Origin of the sequence: Paenibacillus prosopidis, from assembly GCF_003337375.1 — a bacterium.
Classification (GTDB): domain Bacteria; phylum Bacillota; class Bacilli; order Paenibacillales; family Paenibacillaceae; genus Pristimantibacillus; species Pristimantibacillus prosopidis.
Genome location: NZ_QPJD01000013.1, coordinates 93074 through 110293, shown reverse-complemented (window position 1 = coordinate 110293; position 17220 = coordinate 93074). Strand labels below are relative to the sequence as shown.

The window sequence follows — 17220 nt, the reverse complement described above, 5'->3', positions numbered from 1 at the left end:
TCAACCGTTATTGGAACGGTTCAATCAAATCCTCGCCATTTTGCGCGCCGTTCTGCCGTTTGCTTCGGTAGTCAGTCGGATTTTCCCCTGTATATTTCATAAAGACCTTTGTAAAATAACGCCGTTCCGCATACCCGACTTCCTTGGCGATTTGCGCTACGCTCTTCAGCGTATCCGCAAGCATCGTCTTCGCTTTCTCCATCCGTTGCCGGGTTAAATATTCAATGAACGTTTCACCAAATGATTGCTTAAATAAGAGGCTGAAATAGGAGGGGCTTAAACCAGCATGCGTCGCCGTCTCCTCCACGCTGAGATCACGGTAAAGGTTGCGGTCCAAAAAAGCCTTAGTCTCCGCCATCGACCGTTCCGACTGCTTCTTCTTATCCATTGATATCTCCGAAACTGCGTATGTTACCTGACGGATGATGGACAGCAAATCCTTGATTCCGAAGCGCCGGTCCCATCTCCTCCACAGCATATCCTCCTGCTCGCGGGTGAGTACCCCCATCTCCTTCATCTCGCGCATGAGATGCAGGACGAAGTAATGCAGCAGCGGCTTGGTCCTGCTAAACGACGGCTCATTCATTTGCTGCAATTGCTCCGTAATGCTTTGAAGCCCGCTGTCCACCGCGGCATGATCGCCGCGCTTGACTGCGCCGAGCATTTTTTCCGCCGTATTCCAGAACGCCTGATCCGCTTCCGTCGATTTCAATCGATCGGATGGATACAAGGCAATAACATCATGAACAGGTGTTAGCTGCATACCCTGCTGTACAAGCTTATAAGCACCCGACAAATCAGCAACTGTTGCAAACTCCCGATATATGCCTGCAAACAACGATAGCTTCACATGATTATTGACCACAGTCAGCAGCATTTCCGCCCAGGCTTTAATGAGAGACAAATCGAATGTACCGGTCTTATCCGTTTCGATAAGTACGCACCATTCACCGTCACGAATTTGGATAACCGCATGGGGAAGGCCGTTTTGCCGCAGCTTCTCACGCAGAACGTTGCAAACCGCAAAGTTCCATAGCTTCCGCTCCTTGTCTGACCAATCGCGCCAATCCTTCGTTTTCTCCGAGCCGACATCGAGATCAAGCACGATTAAAACGAACTGCTGCTGCTCGTCACCAGTCAACAGCCAATGATCCGCCGTCACATCCGTGTAGTCCATAATAATGTCATACAAAATTTTCTCGTTCGCGAGGTCAATCATTCGCCCAAGCTTCTGCTTCTCTTCCTGCAATTGCTTTTGCTTGCTGCGCTGACTGGACATGATTCTGGCGATAACACCCGTCAGCTCATCGTAGGGTATCGGCTTTAACACGTAATCATTGACGCCAAATTGAATAGCCGTTCGCGTATAGGCGAAATCCTGGTAGCCTGACAGCATAATAATGTCGCACGGTATGCCTTTTTCGCGTATGTGACGGACTAGCTCAAGACCGTCCATCACCGGCATCCGAATATCGCAGAGCAATAAATCGATTGACTGCTGCTCCATAAGTCCCAGCGCCTCTACGCCGTTTTTGGCAGTACCCGCCACGGTCAGTCCAAGCATTTCCCAGGGAATGACCTTTTCAAGGTTTCTCGTAATATGCGCTTCATCATCAACTAGGAGGACTTTGCCTTTCATAGCTGATCACCTCTGCTCTTCGGGATTACACAGCGAATGACAGTTCCGTTTCCTTCTTGGCTGCAGATCCATAAGCCGAAAGCCGGCCCATAATGAATGCGCAGACGATCTGCTACATTTCGTAAGCCAAGACCTCTGCGTTCCCCTAGCTCCGCCGCATTGGACTGCTTGCTGGATGGGTTTAATCCGTCTGCAAGCTTACGCAGCACGTCCGTACTTATACCAAGTCCATTGTCTCGAACCATAATTACGATCTGATGAAGCTGGACTGAAACATCTATCGAAATGATACCTCGCCCATCCTCATAGCCGTCAAAGCCATGCTGAATACTGTTTTCTACGAGCGGCTGGAGCGTAAGCTTCAATATCGTATAATCAAGCGCTTCTTCAGGAATATTCAATTCATAGGAAAAAAGCTCTTCGAAGCGGTACTTTTGAATTTCCAAATAACTGCGCACATGTTCAAGCTCTTGGCTAATTCTAATTTCTTCTGAATGATGCATGCTCGTTCGCAGCAAATTGCTTAATCTGCGAACCATCAGCATAATTTTGGCGCCTTCATTTTGCGCAGCCAGCGCATTTATGGACTCAAGTGTATTGAACAGGAAATGCGGCTTGATCTGCGCCTGCATCAGCATCATTTCGGCATGCTGCTTGCGGGCCTGCTCCTCCCGCACCTCACTAAGCAAGCTGCCGATTCGCTCAACCATGCTGTTGAAGCTGTTCGCCAGCAGCACCGTCTCATCCTTGCCTTGAGCAGTTACGCGTATATCCAGCAGTCCTTGCTCAACCAGCTTCATTTTGCGGACGACTTTAATAATCGATCTGGCAACGCGGTTAACAAAAAAGACGTTGAACAGAACCGCCGAAAGCAGTCCAAGCACGGTAATCATGCCAATCCATTGCATAAACCTGACATTTTCGTTCGTCAGCGCATTCCAAGACTTTACGGAAATAAGAACCCAACCGTTCCGATCTAATTGATAAGAAGAAACCAGGCTATCGGTCTCGCCGAACCTCTCCCGGGAGCTTGCATAATTGACCGTTTGCTGCGGAAGGGCATCGGTATGCTCATTGATGTTTTGCCCTTCAATTTCTTTGCGGCTGTCTAATAAAATAAGTCCCGATTTATTCACGATTACGTACCGGGTTTCCTCGCCGTCCGCTTTCGGATTTTGAAACGCATTCAGCATGCTGTAGACTTCTTCTGTCTTGTACTGTGTAACCATTACGCCCAAATCGTTAAATGTCTCGATATCCTTCACTAATCGGATTTGGGTGAAGAGAGGCGGCTGAACACCCGTCAGCTCACGCTGCTCGTATGGTCCTATCCAAAGCGGACGCCCTCCAAGCTTTAGCACTTCTTTGTATAGCGAGTGATGCTGCAGCAGGTCGAATGAGATTGGCTTGAACGTGGTCGGATCGTTGCGGTAGGTACGGAACATCGTTCCGTCCTTTGCGTACATCACGACGAAGCTTACAGCGGGATGCTGAAATAAGATGCGGTTCATTTTCTTCTCTGCTTGATTGATTTTAATTAGCGTGCTTGCGTCGCTGGCGGAATACGTGCTGTATTTGAGCGTGTCCTGCACCTCAGGACTAGTCAGATTGCCGTCGGAAAGCTGATCCAGCTCGCGGAAGAAATAACGGATGTTTCCCCCCACGGCCTTGAGCGTAATTTCCGTCTGCTCGCTATATTTTTTCTCAAGCAGCGTCTCTGAATGAAGAAAGGAGACCATGCCTAACCCAATCATCGGAATAATGATGAGAAATATAAAGGCAAGCATCAGCTTCGGTCTCAAGTTCAATGGATACTTCCCCTTCCGGCATCATATTTCTCGGTAATATCCATCTCTCCAGACCGCAGGCCGACTTACCCTTTTACGCTTCCCGCCGTCATCCCTTCGATAATTTGACGCTGCAGGAACACGTACACAGCGAGGACAGGAATGATGCTGATGATGACCGCAGCGGACAGCGACGCAAAGTTGGTGCGATAGCCGTCGTTGAAGGTCGCCATGCCGGTAGGCAGCGTTTTGAGAGATTCCGATGTAATGAAAAGCTGGGATAAAATATATTCGTTCCAATTTCCTATAAAGTTCAATATAAATACCGTAACGAGCGCCGGCAGCGAGATCGGAATGATGATACGGAAGAAAAGGCCGGCAGCCCCAAGTCCATCGATGATGCCCGCTTCCTCAAGCTCGTTCGGTATGGATAGCATGAATGCATAAATAATAAACACCGTAATCGGCAGCGCATAAGTGCAGTATACCAAAATGAGTGACCAATGCGTATTGTAAAGATGATGGCCGAACAATTCAATTCCTTGAATCAGACGGTACAGAGGAATGAACAACGCTCCGGGAGGAACGATCAATCCCAGCAAAATGAATTGATAGATCGCTTTGTTCAATTTCGTATATTTCATACGAGATATAGCAAATGAAGTCATTGCCGCAAACAACAGCGTCATTACGCAGGCGGCTACCGTTACATAAGCGCTATTAAGCGCATATTTACCGATGTTCGCAGACTCCCATGCCGCCATATAATTATCGAAGTTGAAGCTGGTTGGCAATCCCCACGTGTTCGCCGTAATTTCCCGGTTGGTTTTGAATGAGGACATGAGCAGCCACACTAGCGGAAAGAGCAATACGACGACATAGGCCAGTAAAAAAAGATGCATCCACCATTGTCCGTTACGTGAACGAGCCATCAATATTGCACCTCCTCGCGCTTCGTTATGCGTTGCAATATACCGGTAAGAACCAATATGATGATGAACATCGCGACGCCGATTGCGCTGCCATAGCCGAGCTCCATCGAGCGGAAGCCTACTTTTAGCATATAAGTCGACATAACCTCAGTTGATTGGAACGGTCCGCCGTTCGTCATAATTTGGACGATATCGAGCACCTTCATCGTTCCCGAAACGGATAGCAGAAGCATAACGAACAATACCGGTCTAATAAGCGGCAGCGTAATCGTCCAAGTTTCCTGCCATCCGTTCACGCCGTCGATTTTCGCAGCTTCTACGATTTCTCTCGGAATGTTCAATATAGCAGCCAAGCACAATACAATGAAAAACCCGATATTTTGCCATGCGTTTGCGACCAAGATGGACAATAGCGCCAGCTTCGGATTGGACAACCACTCCTGCGCCCACTCCTCCGGGGCAACGAGTCGGATAAATTGGTTTATCAAACCTGAATCATAGTTGTAAAGCACGCCAAATAAAATGGCTACGGTCGCAGTCGATATAACGACCGGCACGAATACAGCCGACTTGTAAAAGCCGCGCATGCGTCTAATCTTGCTGATCATGATCGAAATCAGGAAGACGAGCGGAATATTCACGATTAAGGAAAACGCCATAAAATAAAAGTTGTTTACTATCGCCTTGCGGAACACTTCATCCTTCCACAGCTGCGTAAAGTTATCGAATCCGACAAACACCTTTTCTGTAATGCCATCCCATTCAAAAAAGCCGTAATAAAACGATACGATAACCGGATATACGAAAAATACCGCGTATAGAACGAACGTAGGGATGATAAACGTTAAATAGGTGATTGGATTTTTGAGCGGTTTGTTCATGGCTTCCCCTCCTTTGTTTTTTGAAAAAGAGGGTGTCCTCCTGGAAGGAAGGACACCCTCTCACCCATCAGGATCGATTGTAATGTCTGCTATTATTGAGCCGAGTTCGCTTTCTCTTGAGCAGCTTGAATTTTCGCGGCTACTTTTTCAGGGGTACTAACTTTACCGATCAGCTCTTGGATGCCAACGCCGATTTCAGCCGTTACAGCCGGTTGAGTGATCGAGTCAAAAGCAGGCCATGAAGTCGAAGCGCCAGCCATTACAGTAAGTACATCAGAGATCAATGGGTCTACGCCGGACAGATCAGACAGCTTCATGGAAGGAAGCAATTTGTCTTCGATCAATGTGCGCTTTTGAATTTCTTCATTATAGAAGTTGGCAATGAATTTCTTCACGCCGGCAACTTGATCCTCATTCAGGTTGGCCGAGAAGCCGAAGCCGTTCGAGTAAGAAGCGTTGATCGACGTTTGATCGCCTGCGCCGCCTGTGATAGACGGGAATGCGAAGTAACCGATTTGCCCCTTCAAGTCGCCTGCTTCGTCGCTGGTGAACCGGTTCGCATCCCACGAGCCGGTAAATACCATTGCGGCTTTTCCCGAGAGCAGCTGTGCGCCTTGATCGGCATAAGCAAGTCCAAGCGCGCCTTTCGTGAAGTAATCTTTGTTAACTAGTTCCGAATAAGCCGCAAAGCCTTTAACGAAGTTATCATCCGTCCATTTCGCTTCGCCTGTTACAACCTGATTCATTGCGTCCATGCCGACATGGCGTTCCATGACGGAATTCCAAAGCATTCCGTTTACCCATGCATCTTTTGCAGCAAGTCCGAATGGCGTATAACCTGCAGCTTTGATTTTCTCGGAAACGTCAAGCAGCTGCTCCCAAGTTGTCGGAACCGATAGGCCCAGCTCAGAGAAAATTTTCTTGTTGTAGAAAATGGCTTCGCTGTAGCCGCCGAAAGGCAAGCCGTATACTTTGCCGTCGATCGTGAACTCCGACAGGCTGGCGAATTTGTCTTTAATGCCAAGCTCCTCAATGATAGAAGTCAGATCAAGCATATGTCCGGCTTTTACATAAAGCTTAAGGTCAGCGCCGCCGAATACTTCGAAAATGTCCGGAGGATTGCCAGCAGCCATTTCAGCCTTCAGCTTTTGGTCGCGGTTGACGATTTCGTCAATCCCTTCAAGCTTGAATGTCAGGCCTTTGTTTTCTTCTTCTGTTTTTGCAACGACGTCTTCTAAAATTTTCAAGCGTGTCTTGCTTGTCTCTTTAATTTGCGTATGGCGGAGGGAAAGCGTAACTTCCTTCGCTTCTTCTGCAGGCGCAGCAGAATCAGCCGGCTTGTCTGTGCTTGCCGAACTTGAGTTATTGGTCGTCTCCGCATTGGTAGCTCCGCATGCAGACACAATCAGCATAATGGAAACCATAAGTACGGCAATCAAGGTAAAGCTTTTTTTCATTGGGAAGACCTCCTCGTTTATGGTGTTGCTTGTTTGCCTCGCACCTTTATTATAGTCTGCGCCTTTCATCCTTCAGGAGGTCCAAAAAACAACGAGCGAGGGAGACAATTCTATTATTTTCGCATGGGGGGATAAAAATTTATAGCCCGCCGGGATACTAATCCCGGCAGGCTATGTCATTCATTCTATCGAATTAGTAACGCATATCGCTTGTTATTTCCTTAATAACCTCGTAAAATCGCCGCCATTCACGATTAGCATCGTCCAAATGGCTGTTTTCCTGCTTTTTTTCACGACCGGAATATGAGCCCTCATCCGAAACATTCGCAGTAATGTCTTCAAGCCGTATTCTCTTTTGTTTGTCACGCAAGCTTTCGCCAGACATTTATATCACTCATCCCTTTAACCAGCTTTTTCGCAGTGCAAAAAGCTCCCTAAGTTCATCGGTAGACATTTCAGTAATCCATTGCTCCGACTGACCGACAACTTGATCGTTCAATGATTGCTTCCGCTCGATCATTTCATCAATCTTCTCCTCAAGCGTGCCAAGCGTAATAAATTTATGCACCTGCACCTGCTTCGTCTGTCCGATTCGGAACGCACGATCCGTCGCTTGATTTTCTACAGCCGGATTCCACCAACGGTCAAAATGAAAGACATGGTTAGCAGCCGTTAAGTTGAGTCCCGTACCGCCGGCCTTAAGCGACAGCACGAACGCGCAGCAAGGCTCCTCCGTATTTTGGAACCGGTCGATCATTTCATCCCGCTTCGCCTTCGGTACCCCGCCGTGCAAATAAGGGACAGGCAATCCTAACTTTTGTTCAAGCAGCTGCTGAAGCTGATGTCCCATATCAATATATTGGGTAAAAATAAGACACCTTTCGCCTTCGGCAGCAATTTCCTCACACATTTCAAGCAGTCTGGCTACTTTATTCGAACGTTCAATCTCCCATACTGCCGGTCTGTCCTCTTTGGCGAGCAGAGAAGGATGGTCACATAATTGCTTCAGCTTCGTTAAAGCGGCTAATATAAGACCTCTTCGCTGCATCGGGCCTAACTTATCGAGATTCTCAAGCAAATCGGCGACCAGATTTTCGTACATCGCGCCTTGCTCCGCCGTTAACGTCATATATGTTTTTGCTTCGTTTTTGTCCGGCAGCGACAGCTGAATGGACGGATCCTTCTTAATCCTGCGCAGCATGAACGGCTTCACCCAACGCTGCAGGCCGGCGATCAGCTTCTCATCGCGCGTCTTTTCAATCGGATTAACGATTGCCTGGCGGAACTCATTTATATTCCCTAAGTAACCAGGATTAATGAAATCATAGATCGACCATAGCTCGGTCAAACGGTTCTCCATAGGAGTACCTGTAAGCGCAATACGATGATACGCGGGAAAACGGCGAATCGCGGCAGATTGCTTCGTATAAACATTTTTAATGTTTTGTGCCTCATCAAGACAAAGCGCGTCCCAGTCTACCAGGCTGATATCCTCTTCATCCAGCTGGGCAAGCGAGTAGGATGTAATGACTAAGTCAGCGTCCTGAACAGCTTCTCTGAATGCCTCTCCCTTGTCCCGCTTATTTCCGTAATGCAGCATAATGCGAAGCGAAGGCGCAAACCGTTCGAGCTCCTTCTCCCAGTTGCCGATAACGGACGTTGGACATATGAGAAGCGAAGGGCCGTTCGCTTGCAGCTTCCGTTCCTTCACATAGATGAGATATGCCATAAATTGAATCGTCTTCCCAAGACCCATATCATCCGCCAAGACGCCGCCTAACCCGAATCTTCTTAAAAAGAGCAGCCACGATACGCCTTGATGCTGGTAAGGACGAAGATCGCCAAGAAACTTCTCCGGTATATCGACAAGCGGAATTTGTGATGCCTGCTGCAGCTGTTCGAGCCATGACGTCAGATGCTCATTCAGTTCGACCTCCGCGCGCAAATCCGATTCGATCTCACTGTCTTCATCAAGCAGCGTACCTCCGCGCAGGTGCATCTCCAGCACATCGCGGAACGACAGTCCTTTGCGTTTGCCCATTCTTTTCAGCCACTGTTTAATTTGCGTTACATCCTGGGGATCCAGATGAACCCACTCGCCGCCTACATTGAAGAGACGCCGGTTCTGCTCCGCCAGATGCAGAAATTCAGCCTCGGACAAATCAATATTGCCAAGCGCGAGCTTCCAATCGAATTGAACGATTTGATCCAAACCAAACATGGGCTGTGCAGCCGATCCGACATTTGATTTCATCTTCGCCTTCAAGCGGAGCTTGCGCGAACGAACGGCTTCCCACCAAGCAGGCAGCAGAACCGGACAGCCTGATTCCAGCAAACGTACGCTTGCTTCCTCAAGAAATTGCCACGCTTCATTATCCGATAGCTGCTCCCGCAGCTTTCCTTCGTCACCTGCATCCTCCCATCCGGGAAGAGCAGCCAGCCATTTCATTTGTTCCTTGTTCAGCTTCGCCTCGAGATAGGGAGTCCATTCCGCTGGAATAGACCTTTCCTCACCGACTGCCGGCTCCCAGCCATCCTGCCAAATGCTGCGGCGAATAGGCAGCCACGGTCCGCCCTCCCGATCCTGCAGCGCGGGGCGCAGCCGCCATCCATTGGATGCATCAGGCTCAACGAGCTGCAGCGCGACCCGGAACGGCAGCGTATCCTTTCGCAGCCCGATTGCAATAAGCCAATCCTCTTCATCCGCCGATTTCCGTCTCAATACCGCTTCACCCGAAGCAAGACCAACTTCCCGCCACGCCTGTGCGGCAAGCTCATTTTCTTCAATCATTTGCTCAATTGCGCCGCCTAGCCATTGCTCGATTCCTTTATTGCCATTCGCGAGAGCGGCTTGAACCGTATCCTCCCACTGCAAAAGCAGCTGCTGCTCGGTTTCAGGAATAGCCATCTTCCAGCTGCGCCGCTCGTCTGTCCACCGTGCCCAATCGGGTGCGAACCAACCGTTTAACAATGCTGTCCGAATTTGATCCGCCATTCGCATAAGGGTACCAAGCCGCTCCGTCCACTCTAACTGGAGCAAACGAACATGCATAGGCGATGATAAGTAATCGACAGCAAGCAAAGGCGGCAATTTGAGCAGCGGCCGCTCACCCAAGCTTATTTCTTCAATTTCTGCGCCGTACCAAGATGCTTTATGCCAGGCAAACAACAGGGACCGCAGCCTTCCGTCCGCCGCATCCTTCCGGTCGACCGCGCTTAACAGAACGGAAGTACCGCCCTCATCCTCGTTCCAAAATCCGTCTATAACTAACTTGCGCGCGCCAATGTATGCTTTCATGTTACTAATTTCCCTTTCCACAGCTCTTCCTGAAAGGCACGAAGACGCTGATGCTTACGAACAAGCCCCGTAATATAAAGATTCCATCTAGCCGCATCCTTGTCTGCCTTATATAGACGCTCCAGCTTTTTCAGGTGCTTGACAGCCATCCGGTATCCTTGACGGTTGCGGGTCTGAATCCACGCTTCAACCGACTGATGATAAAGCGGCATTAACGCCCGCGGCGCCAGCTTGGCAATCTCGCGAAGCGCATGAGCTCCAACATCCTCGGGTCGGGAACCGATGAGGAGCTGTAGATCCGCCCATTCATCATAACGCTTCTGGTCCAGCCAATGGTCGGATAATTCGGAGTAAGAATGCGGCAGCAATTGTGTCATATACTCGGTCCAAACCGCTAAATCAGGCCGATCCAGATCAGCACGGCGGCATAAGGTAACGAAGGGGCCAACCGTCCGGCCATTCTTCACTTTATATACCCGCTCGAACAAAAAGCTCATCCAGAGCTTCACTAGCTCCCACTCTTCCTCTTGCATGCGCTGGGCGGCGCACGGATACATCACCTTCTGCGAGCGTTCAAAATTCGTTTGTGCGAAATGATTAATTGAAAGTTGATCCTGCTTATCAAAAAAGTACATCATCCCGATTGCGATATGCAAGAACGCTGCATTAACGCCGCTTTCTTCCCCGCTTCTAACTGAATCAAGCATCGAGGACAGCTCGCGTTCATACCAGCTCCGATTTTCTGAAAGCTTCTCGCAAAGCGCCAAATACATATACTCCCATTCAAAAAGCTGCCGCTCCGCGCTTGATGCGCGCGCCTTCACATGAGAGATGAGCGCATCCGCCCAAGCCTCTTCGCCGGGCCCCATCGCTTCAGGGGCAAGCTCCGAAATGAGCGTATACAAATGCTCGACCCATGGCTCCGCCATTCGAATAAACGACATTTCATGATAATATCTGCTAAACGAATCAACCGTTGTGATTGCACGTTCGGCTTGCTCTAATACAAAAACGATAGCCGTTGACCAATGCAGCCGCTGCAGCGGCTTCTCCCAGTCTTTGGACAAGCCCTTCAGCGATGACAGCACAGGCTGCAGCGCATGCAGGGAATGACGGCATTTTCTCCACACGTCGCCGTGCGCCGCTTCCATCCATTCAAGCCACTCCTCTGCGGTGGCATCCTCTCCCGGATCACTCGGAACAACCGGGATGAGCCGCTCATCTTGCGTCTTAAGCAACGCGCTGGCCGGGGAAAGTCCGAGCAAACGAAAATAGGTACGCTCCGCCTGCTCGTGTCCCCCCTCCTGCTGGCTGCAATATTTGAAATAAACAGCTGCCATATGCTTACAAAATCCATCATACGGACAGGTGCATGAACTATACCCAAAATGTCCCGCATCAAGGATGACCGCATAAAGGTCCGACCCCTGAACGACGCCATAAAGATTATCATGACTTCCCGCATTCGTACTATTAACATGACCTTCCAAATAATATTGCCAGCCGCGTTTCATAATCGTTCTTGCGACATGATCGTTTAGCTGCTGCTCGAAAGCCGCATACAGCTTTTCATTGAGGCGCATTACAGACATTCACCCGCTTCCTTTCCGTTCACTTGCATTCTTTCCATTATAACAAAAAAAACGCCATACCGACGAATGGAATTCAGCCGGTTGGCGCAGTTCATCTTTTATATCGGAATTTTCACAATAAACGTCAATTGGCCATTCGGTTCTGCCGTCACATAAACATTACCTTTGTATTGCTCCGCAATCGATTTGACAATAGAAAGCCCTAACCCTTGATGATCCTGCTGCTTTGTCGAAAAACCGGCATCAAAAAGCGGTTTCACTACCGCCTCTTCGGCTTGCTCGCAGGTGTTGCTGATCGTAAATTCAAGCTCATGCGCCGTTTGTCTGCCAATTAGCGTAACATGGCGCCGCTCCTCCGGAAATTTGAGCACTTCGTCAAACGCATTATCGATCAAATTACCGAGCATCCGGTTGACATCAAGCGTTTTTACGCCCATCTCCTGCATATTTAATCCGCTAAAGGAGCAGCTAAATTGAATTTTATAGTTTTCTGCCTGCGAAATTTTCGAGCGCACAAGCGCCGCAATAGCCGGGTTGCCGATATTAATAATGTCGTTCATTAATCGGATGTCGCCGGTCAATTCCTTTGTATAGGCGACAAGCTCCTTGGATTTTTCCAGCTCCGCAAGCGAATGAATCGTCTGAACATGATTTAAAAAATCATGTCGCTGTGCGCGGATCGACTGAAACATTTGATTGATTTCTTCCACGTACGTTTCCTGCGTAACCCGTACTGCTTTGTCGCGGGATTGTTTGTAATATCTCATAGCGATAACTGCAATCAATAAGCTTAAACACGTTAAAATAATAATAATGACTCCTAAGTTCAAAAACTGTGAATCTAGCTGTTCTTGAATAATATGGTAGTCCGACGTAAGCGACAGCACATAGCTGTCCAACGGAATGCCGTCCTCATCCGTAATGTTAATTCCTTTGTCCGTGGCAAAAACAGGAATGAACATTTTATATATCTCTTTACCGTCAATTTTTTCATTCAACGTGACGATTTCTTTCGTCAAATAGGCTTTGCGCACGAGTGCGGTGTCCTTCTCCGACTTTATTGTATACTTGCCATAAAAAATCGGCTGCTGCACTTTATGGTCCTGCACATCGCCATTCGGGTGAACCGTTTGTTTGCCGTCTGGAAACGTCTCCGGATTAATAAAGGCGATTTCCAGCAAAGATTCGCTGGTTTGCATGGAATTCTCTATCATCCTGTGAACGCCGGTTGCATCCTCATATTCTTCTTGCCTATCATATCCGACATACGGGTCAATAATATAATTGGTGGCGCCGTCGTAATAATAACCCCATTTATTTACTTTATCCAAATCGGTTGATGAAACTTCAAACGGACCGCTCCAAAAATTCGGCAAGGTTTGTCCCAGCCAATCAACCGAAACATTATGACGGTCAAACAGCTGATTGAATACCTCATACCACGGTTTCCATGTTTTCGTGCTTTTTCCAAGCTGCGTTTCGTCCGATGATTTGTACAGGACAATATCATCGGGAAGCTTTTTGAGCAAAGTAATATGGCTAATGCCCAGCTTATCGCTAAGCTCTTTTAACTGCTCATTCGTTACTTTCTCAATATCTGGATCGAGTGCGTATTGCGCTGCGATTGAAGCTGCACGCAGCTCCCTTCCGATCTGGTCCTGAAACTGCTCGGCGCCTTGCCGGGATTGCTCCAATGATATTTCCAGCCGCTTGGCATGCGCGAGCAGTTCTTCATTAAAAGAATCATTCAGCGTCTTTTTTGTAAGAAAGTAGTAAGCTGTATTATTAAGTAAAATTAAAACGACGATAACGCTGATTGCCATAAGCCAAATATTGCGCTGCATCTCCCGCATCTTGCCCTTCTCTCTATTATAGCTTTCATTATGTAACAGATAGCTCAAATCGACAATAGAGCCACCGTTAACAAATGATTACAAACCAATCTTCTTCAATAACAATCGTACCGCCCATTTACGCTCCAACCGTTTCTTATAACGAGGCAGCATACTGTAAATGCGCAGTCCCTCCTGAACCGCGAGCTTTGATTCCTCCCCTTGACCAAGCATCTTATAAATGGCAGCCAAACGGTCATAAGCCTCGCAGGACGAGGAATGGATCTCTTGGAAAGCGCGGATATACGATAACGCTTGGTCTATACGTCCGTTAGAATAATAAGCGGCGAGCCGTAAATACGGAGCGCCGTATTTCACGCGCGGATTTAGTTCCAGCGCGCGAATGATGCATGCCTCTCCACGCTCTTCGTTGCCGGTATATAAGTAGCTGGTGCCTAAATCATCCCAATACTCGGCGGAATCATCGAGCGTATTCTGCAGCGGCTCCAGCCATTTTAATGCCTCGCGGTAATTCTTCTTTTCTATAAAAAGGCGCGCAAGCTCTTGCTTCGCGGAAACATCGTTTGGAGACAAACCAATGTGCTGCTTCAGCTTTCTAATTCTAGAGATTCGCTTGAGCGGCTTCAAAATACTTGGCGTAAGTCCTACGAAACGACGGTCAAGCACATATAGCAGGACCAGCATAACGAGGATTGCAATAAATGGGTTGCCAAACAGCCATGCCAGTAATAAAAAAAGACTAAACTTTAACATTTTATCCTCCTGAGTGGATATTTAATTGCTCAAATATGGTTCTATCATACCATAAACCTTCTGTTTATTGAGCAAATTCAACTAATTATTGCTGCTTCTATAATTTGCATAATGAATAGAAATATGAAGCATATTAGTCTGTGAAATGACATAAAAGCAAATTGGAGGAAACCGAAATCATGACATCGAGCGAAATAAACGGTACGAACGTTAGCGAGCCAGGGCATGCCCGGGACGGAAGGCTTGCTCTCGGCGAAACCGGTCAGACGCTGACGAACCGTCAGGGACACCCTATAACAGACAATCAAAACATGCGGACAATCGGAAACCGCGGTCCCGGAACGCTCGAGAACTATCATTTTATCGAGAAGATTTCTCATTTTGACCGTGAACGAATACCTGAGCGTGTCGTGCACGGCAGAGGAGCCGGAGCCCACGGTTATTTCGAAGCGTACGGCAAGCTGGGGAATGAACCGATTGCAAAATATACAAGAGCAAAGCTATTTCAAGAAGCCGGAAAACAAACGCCTGTATTCGTTCGGTTTTCCAGCGTTATACATGGCGGTCATTCTCCGGAGACGCTTCGCGATCCTAGGGGCTTTGCTACAAAGTTCTATACGGAGGACGGGAATTGGGATTTAGTAGGCAACAATTTAAAAATTTTTTTCATTCGCGATGCGATGAAATTTCCGGATATGGTTCATGCATTTAAGCCTGATCCTGTTACCAACGTACAAAGCATGGAACGGTTCTTTGATTTTGTCTCCCAAACGCCTGAGGCAACCCATATGATTACATTCCTTTTCTCGCCATGGGGTATTCCCGCTAACTACAGACAAATGCAAGGCTCCGGCGTCAATACATACAAATGGGTTAACGCGGAAGGAAATGCCGTTCTCGTCAAATATCATTGGGAGCCGCTGCAAGGCATCCGTAATCTGACCCAGAGTGAAGCAGAGCAGATTCAAGGCAAAAACTTCAATCACGCGACACAGGATTTGTACGAAGCAATCGAGCGCGGTGACTATCCGGCATGGGAGCTTCAAGTACAATGGATGAGCGATGATGAGCATGATGAGCTCGATTTCGATCCGCTCGACGATACGAAGCTGTGGGACACTGCGCAGTTTCCTATGCTGCCTGTCGGCAAGATGGTATTGAACAAAAATCCGGAAAACTATTTTGCTGAAGTGGAGCAAGCGGCCTTCGGTACGGGCGTATTAGTTGACGGGCTTGACTTCTCCGACGATAAAATGCTGCAAGGACGCACCTTTTCCTATTCGGATACGCAGCGGTACCGTGTGGGCAGCAACTATTTGCAGCTGCCGATCAACGCTCCTAAGAAGCATATCGCTACCAATCAGCGCGATGGTCAAATGGCCTTCTATATCGACATTGCGCCAGGACAGAACCCGCATGTCAACTATGAGCCCTCCACTATGGGCGGATTGACTGAAGCGGTTCGTCCCGGAGCTCCGCATGAGCCATCCTATTCGGCCAAGCTGACGAGACAACCGATCGATCGCCAGAACAACTTCAAGCAAGCCGGCGAAACGTATCGCAAGTTTGAGCAATGGGAACGGGATGAGCTGATTGCAAACCTCGTCGATGCGCTCGGCACATGCAGCTCCGTCATTCGGGAGCTTATGATCGGGTACTTCACGGAAGCGGATGCCGACTATGGCAAACGTGTAGCGGAAGGCTTGCGGAAAGCCGACCAGAAAAAAACCGAAAGCAGCCATATCGGTACAAAACCGGCTAAGGAGGGAATGGAGCTGTCATCCGAACTCGGACATTCAACCGACGGTTACTAAAATGCAAGATGCCAAGATAAGATTACTTTCTAAATTTCTTAATTAGAACAGTCATCTTTTCTTGGCTCTTTTTTTGCCTTTTGGACATCTTAATGGAAAAGGAGGTATTTCATGATGCTGTCAAAGCTTTTTGGAAAATCAAAACATAAGACCATTGAAATTTTAGCCCCTTTGTCGGGCAGGCTTTTACCACTCAGCGCTGTCCCTGATGAAGCCTTTGCCGGTAAACAAAGGGGTGACGGAATAGCTATCGAGCCTAGCTTAGGCAAAATAATCGCTCCATTCGACGGCAAAGTATCGCATCTCAACGACTCGAATCACTCCATCATTGTAGAGCACAGCACCGGTCTGAAGCTGCAAATCCACATCGGAATCAATACGGAAGCGTTGAATGGCGACGGCTTCCGAACCCATGTTATCCCTGGCGACACCTTTAATGCCGGCGATACGCTGATAGAATTTGATCGCTTGAAAATCGAAGCAGCCGGCTGCTCTTCTATCACACCGGTCGTCGTTGCAAACGAGAATGAGGTTAAGTTGCTTGAACATATCATTTTAAGCGGCAACGTTACCGGCGGTGATGAAGTTATTCTTAAAGCGGGCATGAAGGGCTGATAACAACCCTGCATTTGAAGCTTAGCTGAACCAGTAGTTGGAGAATCAACTTTGTGAAAAATTAACTTCTCGGCTAGGCTATATTGGAAATATACAGTAACTTCCGATTGTTTAGCCCCTTAATATACGTCTATACTGTATAAATCCAAAAAAAAGGACCATATTCCCTCAAAATCTATGATTAGAGTTTGTTTCACTGTTTTTAACTGCAATAATCCAATATAGCCGAACCTTTGGACGAGATTTTACGTCTATACTTCAAAAATCCAATATAGAATCGCAGATGAATATGCCGAACCAAAAAATAAGACAGCATATCACTATGCCGTCCGATTATGTTACTATGTTAGATTTGTAATTCCCCAAGCTTGATAAGCTCGACAACCGCCTGCGAACGACCTTTTACGTTCAATTTTTGCATGACATTAGAAATATGGTTGCGGACAGTCTTCTCGCTGATAAACAGTTGCTGTGCAATATCCCTGGTTGTTTTATCCTGTACTAACAGCTCGAATACCTCGCGTTCACGATGCGTCAATAAAAACTTGCTCTTATGGTCGCTACCCTTCAAAGTTTGTCACCCCTCCTTGCGCGGGTTT

General features: G+C 47.9%; 13 protein-coding genes. 2 read left to right on the top strand and 11 right to left on the bottom strand.

What is annotated here, in order from left to right; all coding sequences use genetic code 11:
- Positions 1-7 precede the first annotated feature (7 nt).
- The 10 genes from DFP97_RS20275 to DFP97_RS20230 all read right to left on the bottom strand — a co-directional run bounded on the left by DFP97_RS20275 (position 8) and on the right by DFP97_RS20230 (position 14192).
- The gene (locus DFP97_RS20275; protein ID WP_114382012.1) at positions 8-1639 is read right to left on the bottom strand and encodes a response regulator transcription factor; all 1632 of its coding nucleotides are present in this window, start codon (positions 1637-1639) and stop codon (positions 8-10) included.
- Positions 1636-3447, bottom strand: coding sequence for a cache domain-containing sensor histidine kinase (locus DFP97_RS20270; RefSeq protein ID WP_114382011.1), 1812 nt, complete (start codon positions 3445-3447; stop codon positions 1636-1638). The genes DFP97_RS20275 and DFP97_RS20270 overlap by 4 nt, the downstream gene beginning before the upstream one ends.
- Before the next feature lie 65 nt (positions 3448-3512).
- Positions 3513-4358, bottom strand: coding sequence for a carbohydrate ABC transporter permease (locus DFP97_RS20265; protein WP_114382010.1), 846 nt, complete (start codon positions 4356-4358; stop codon positions 3513-3515).
- Positions 4358-5239 (bottom strand): carbohydrate ABC transporter permease, encoded by an 882-nt coding sequence (locus DFP97_RS20260; protein WP_114382009.1) that lies wholly within the window; start codon positions 5237-5239, stop codon positions 4358-4360. Before DFP97_RS20260 ends, DFP97_RS20265 begins: the two co-directional genes overlap by 1 nt.
- Positions 5240-5331: 92 nt before the next feature.
- Positions 5332-6696: an extracellular solute-binding protein gene (locus DFP97_RS20255; RefSeq protein WP_114382008.1), complete on the bottom strand. Its 1365-nt coding sequence runs from the start codon at positions 6694-6696 to the stop codon at positions 5332-5334.
- A gap of 193 nt (positions 6697-6889) precedes the next feature.
- Positions 6890-7081, bottom strand: coding sequence for a hypothetical protein (locus DFP97_RS20250; RefSeq protein WP_114382007.1), 192 nt, complete (start codon positions 7079-7081; stop codon positions 6890-6892).
- 9 nt (positions 7082-7090) lie between these two features.
- Positions 7091-9994 (bottom strand): DEAD/DEAH box helicase, encoded by a 2904-nt coding sequence (locus DFP97_RS20245; RefSeq protein ID WP_114382006.1) that lies wholly within the window; start codon positions 9992-9994, stop codon positions 7091-7093.
- Positions 9991-11586, bottom strand: a complete 1596-nt coding sequence (locus DFP97_RS20240) for an SWIM zinc finger family protein (protein ID WP_114382005.1) — start codon at positions 11584-11586, stop codon at positions 9991-9993. The genes DFP97_RS20245 and DFP97_RS20240 overlap by 4 nt, the downstream gene beginning before the upstream one ends.
- Before the next feature lie 98 nt (positions 11587-11684).
- Positions 11685-13439, bottom strand: a complete 1755-nt coding sequence (locus tag DFP97_RS20235; protein WP_245976463.1) for a sensor histidine kinase — start codon at positions 13437-13439, stop codon at positions 11685-11687.
- A gap of 78 nt (positions 13440-13517) precedes the next feature.
- Positions 13518-14192, bottom strand: a complete 675-nt coding sequence (locus DFP97_RS20230) for a tetratricopeptide repeat protein (protein ID WP_114382004.1) — start codon at positions 14190-14192, stop codon at positions 13518-13520.
- A gap of 179 nt (positions 14193-14371) precedes the next feature.
- On the opposite strand from DFP97_RS20230, the gene DFP97_RS20225 reads away from it, so the two are divergent.
- The gene (locus DFP97_RS20225) at positions 14372-16006 is read left to right on the top strand and encodes a catalase (RefSeq protein WP_114382003.1); all 1635 of its coding nucleotides are present in this window, start codon (positions 14372-14374) and stop codon (positions 16004-16006) included.
- Between the two features lie 111 nt (positions 16007-16117).
- Positions 16118-16621, top strand: a complete 504-nt coding sequence (locus DFP97_RS20220) for a PTS sugar transporter subunit IIA (protein WP_245976460.1) — start codon at positions 16118-16120, stop codon at positions 16619-16621.
- A gap of 346 nt (positions 16622-16967) precedes the next feature.
- On the opposite strand, the gene DFP97_RS20215 is transcribed toward DFP97_RS20220, so the two are convergent.
- A complete protein-coding gene (locus DFP97_RS20215; RefSeq protein WP_006040330.1) occupies positions 16968-17192 on the bottom strand; it encodes a helix-turn-helix domain-containing protein in 225 nt (74 codons plus the stop codon).
- Positions 17193-17220: the final 28 nt, after the last annotated feature.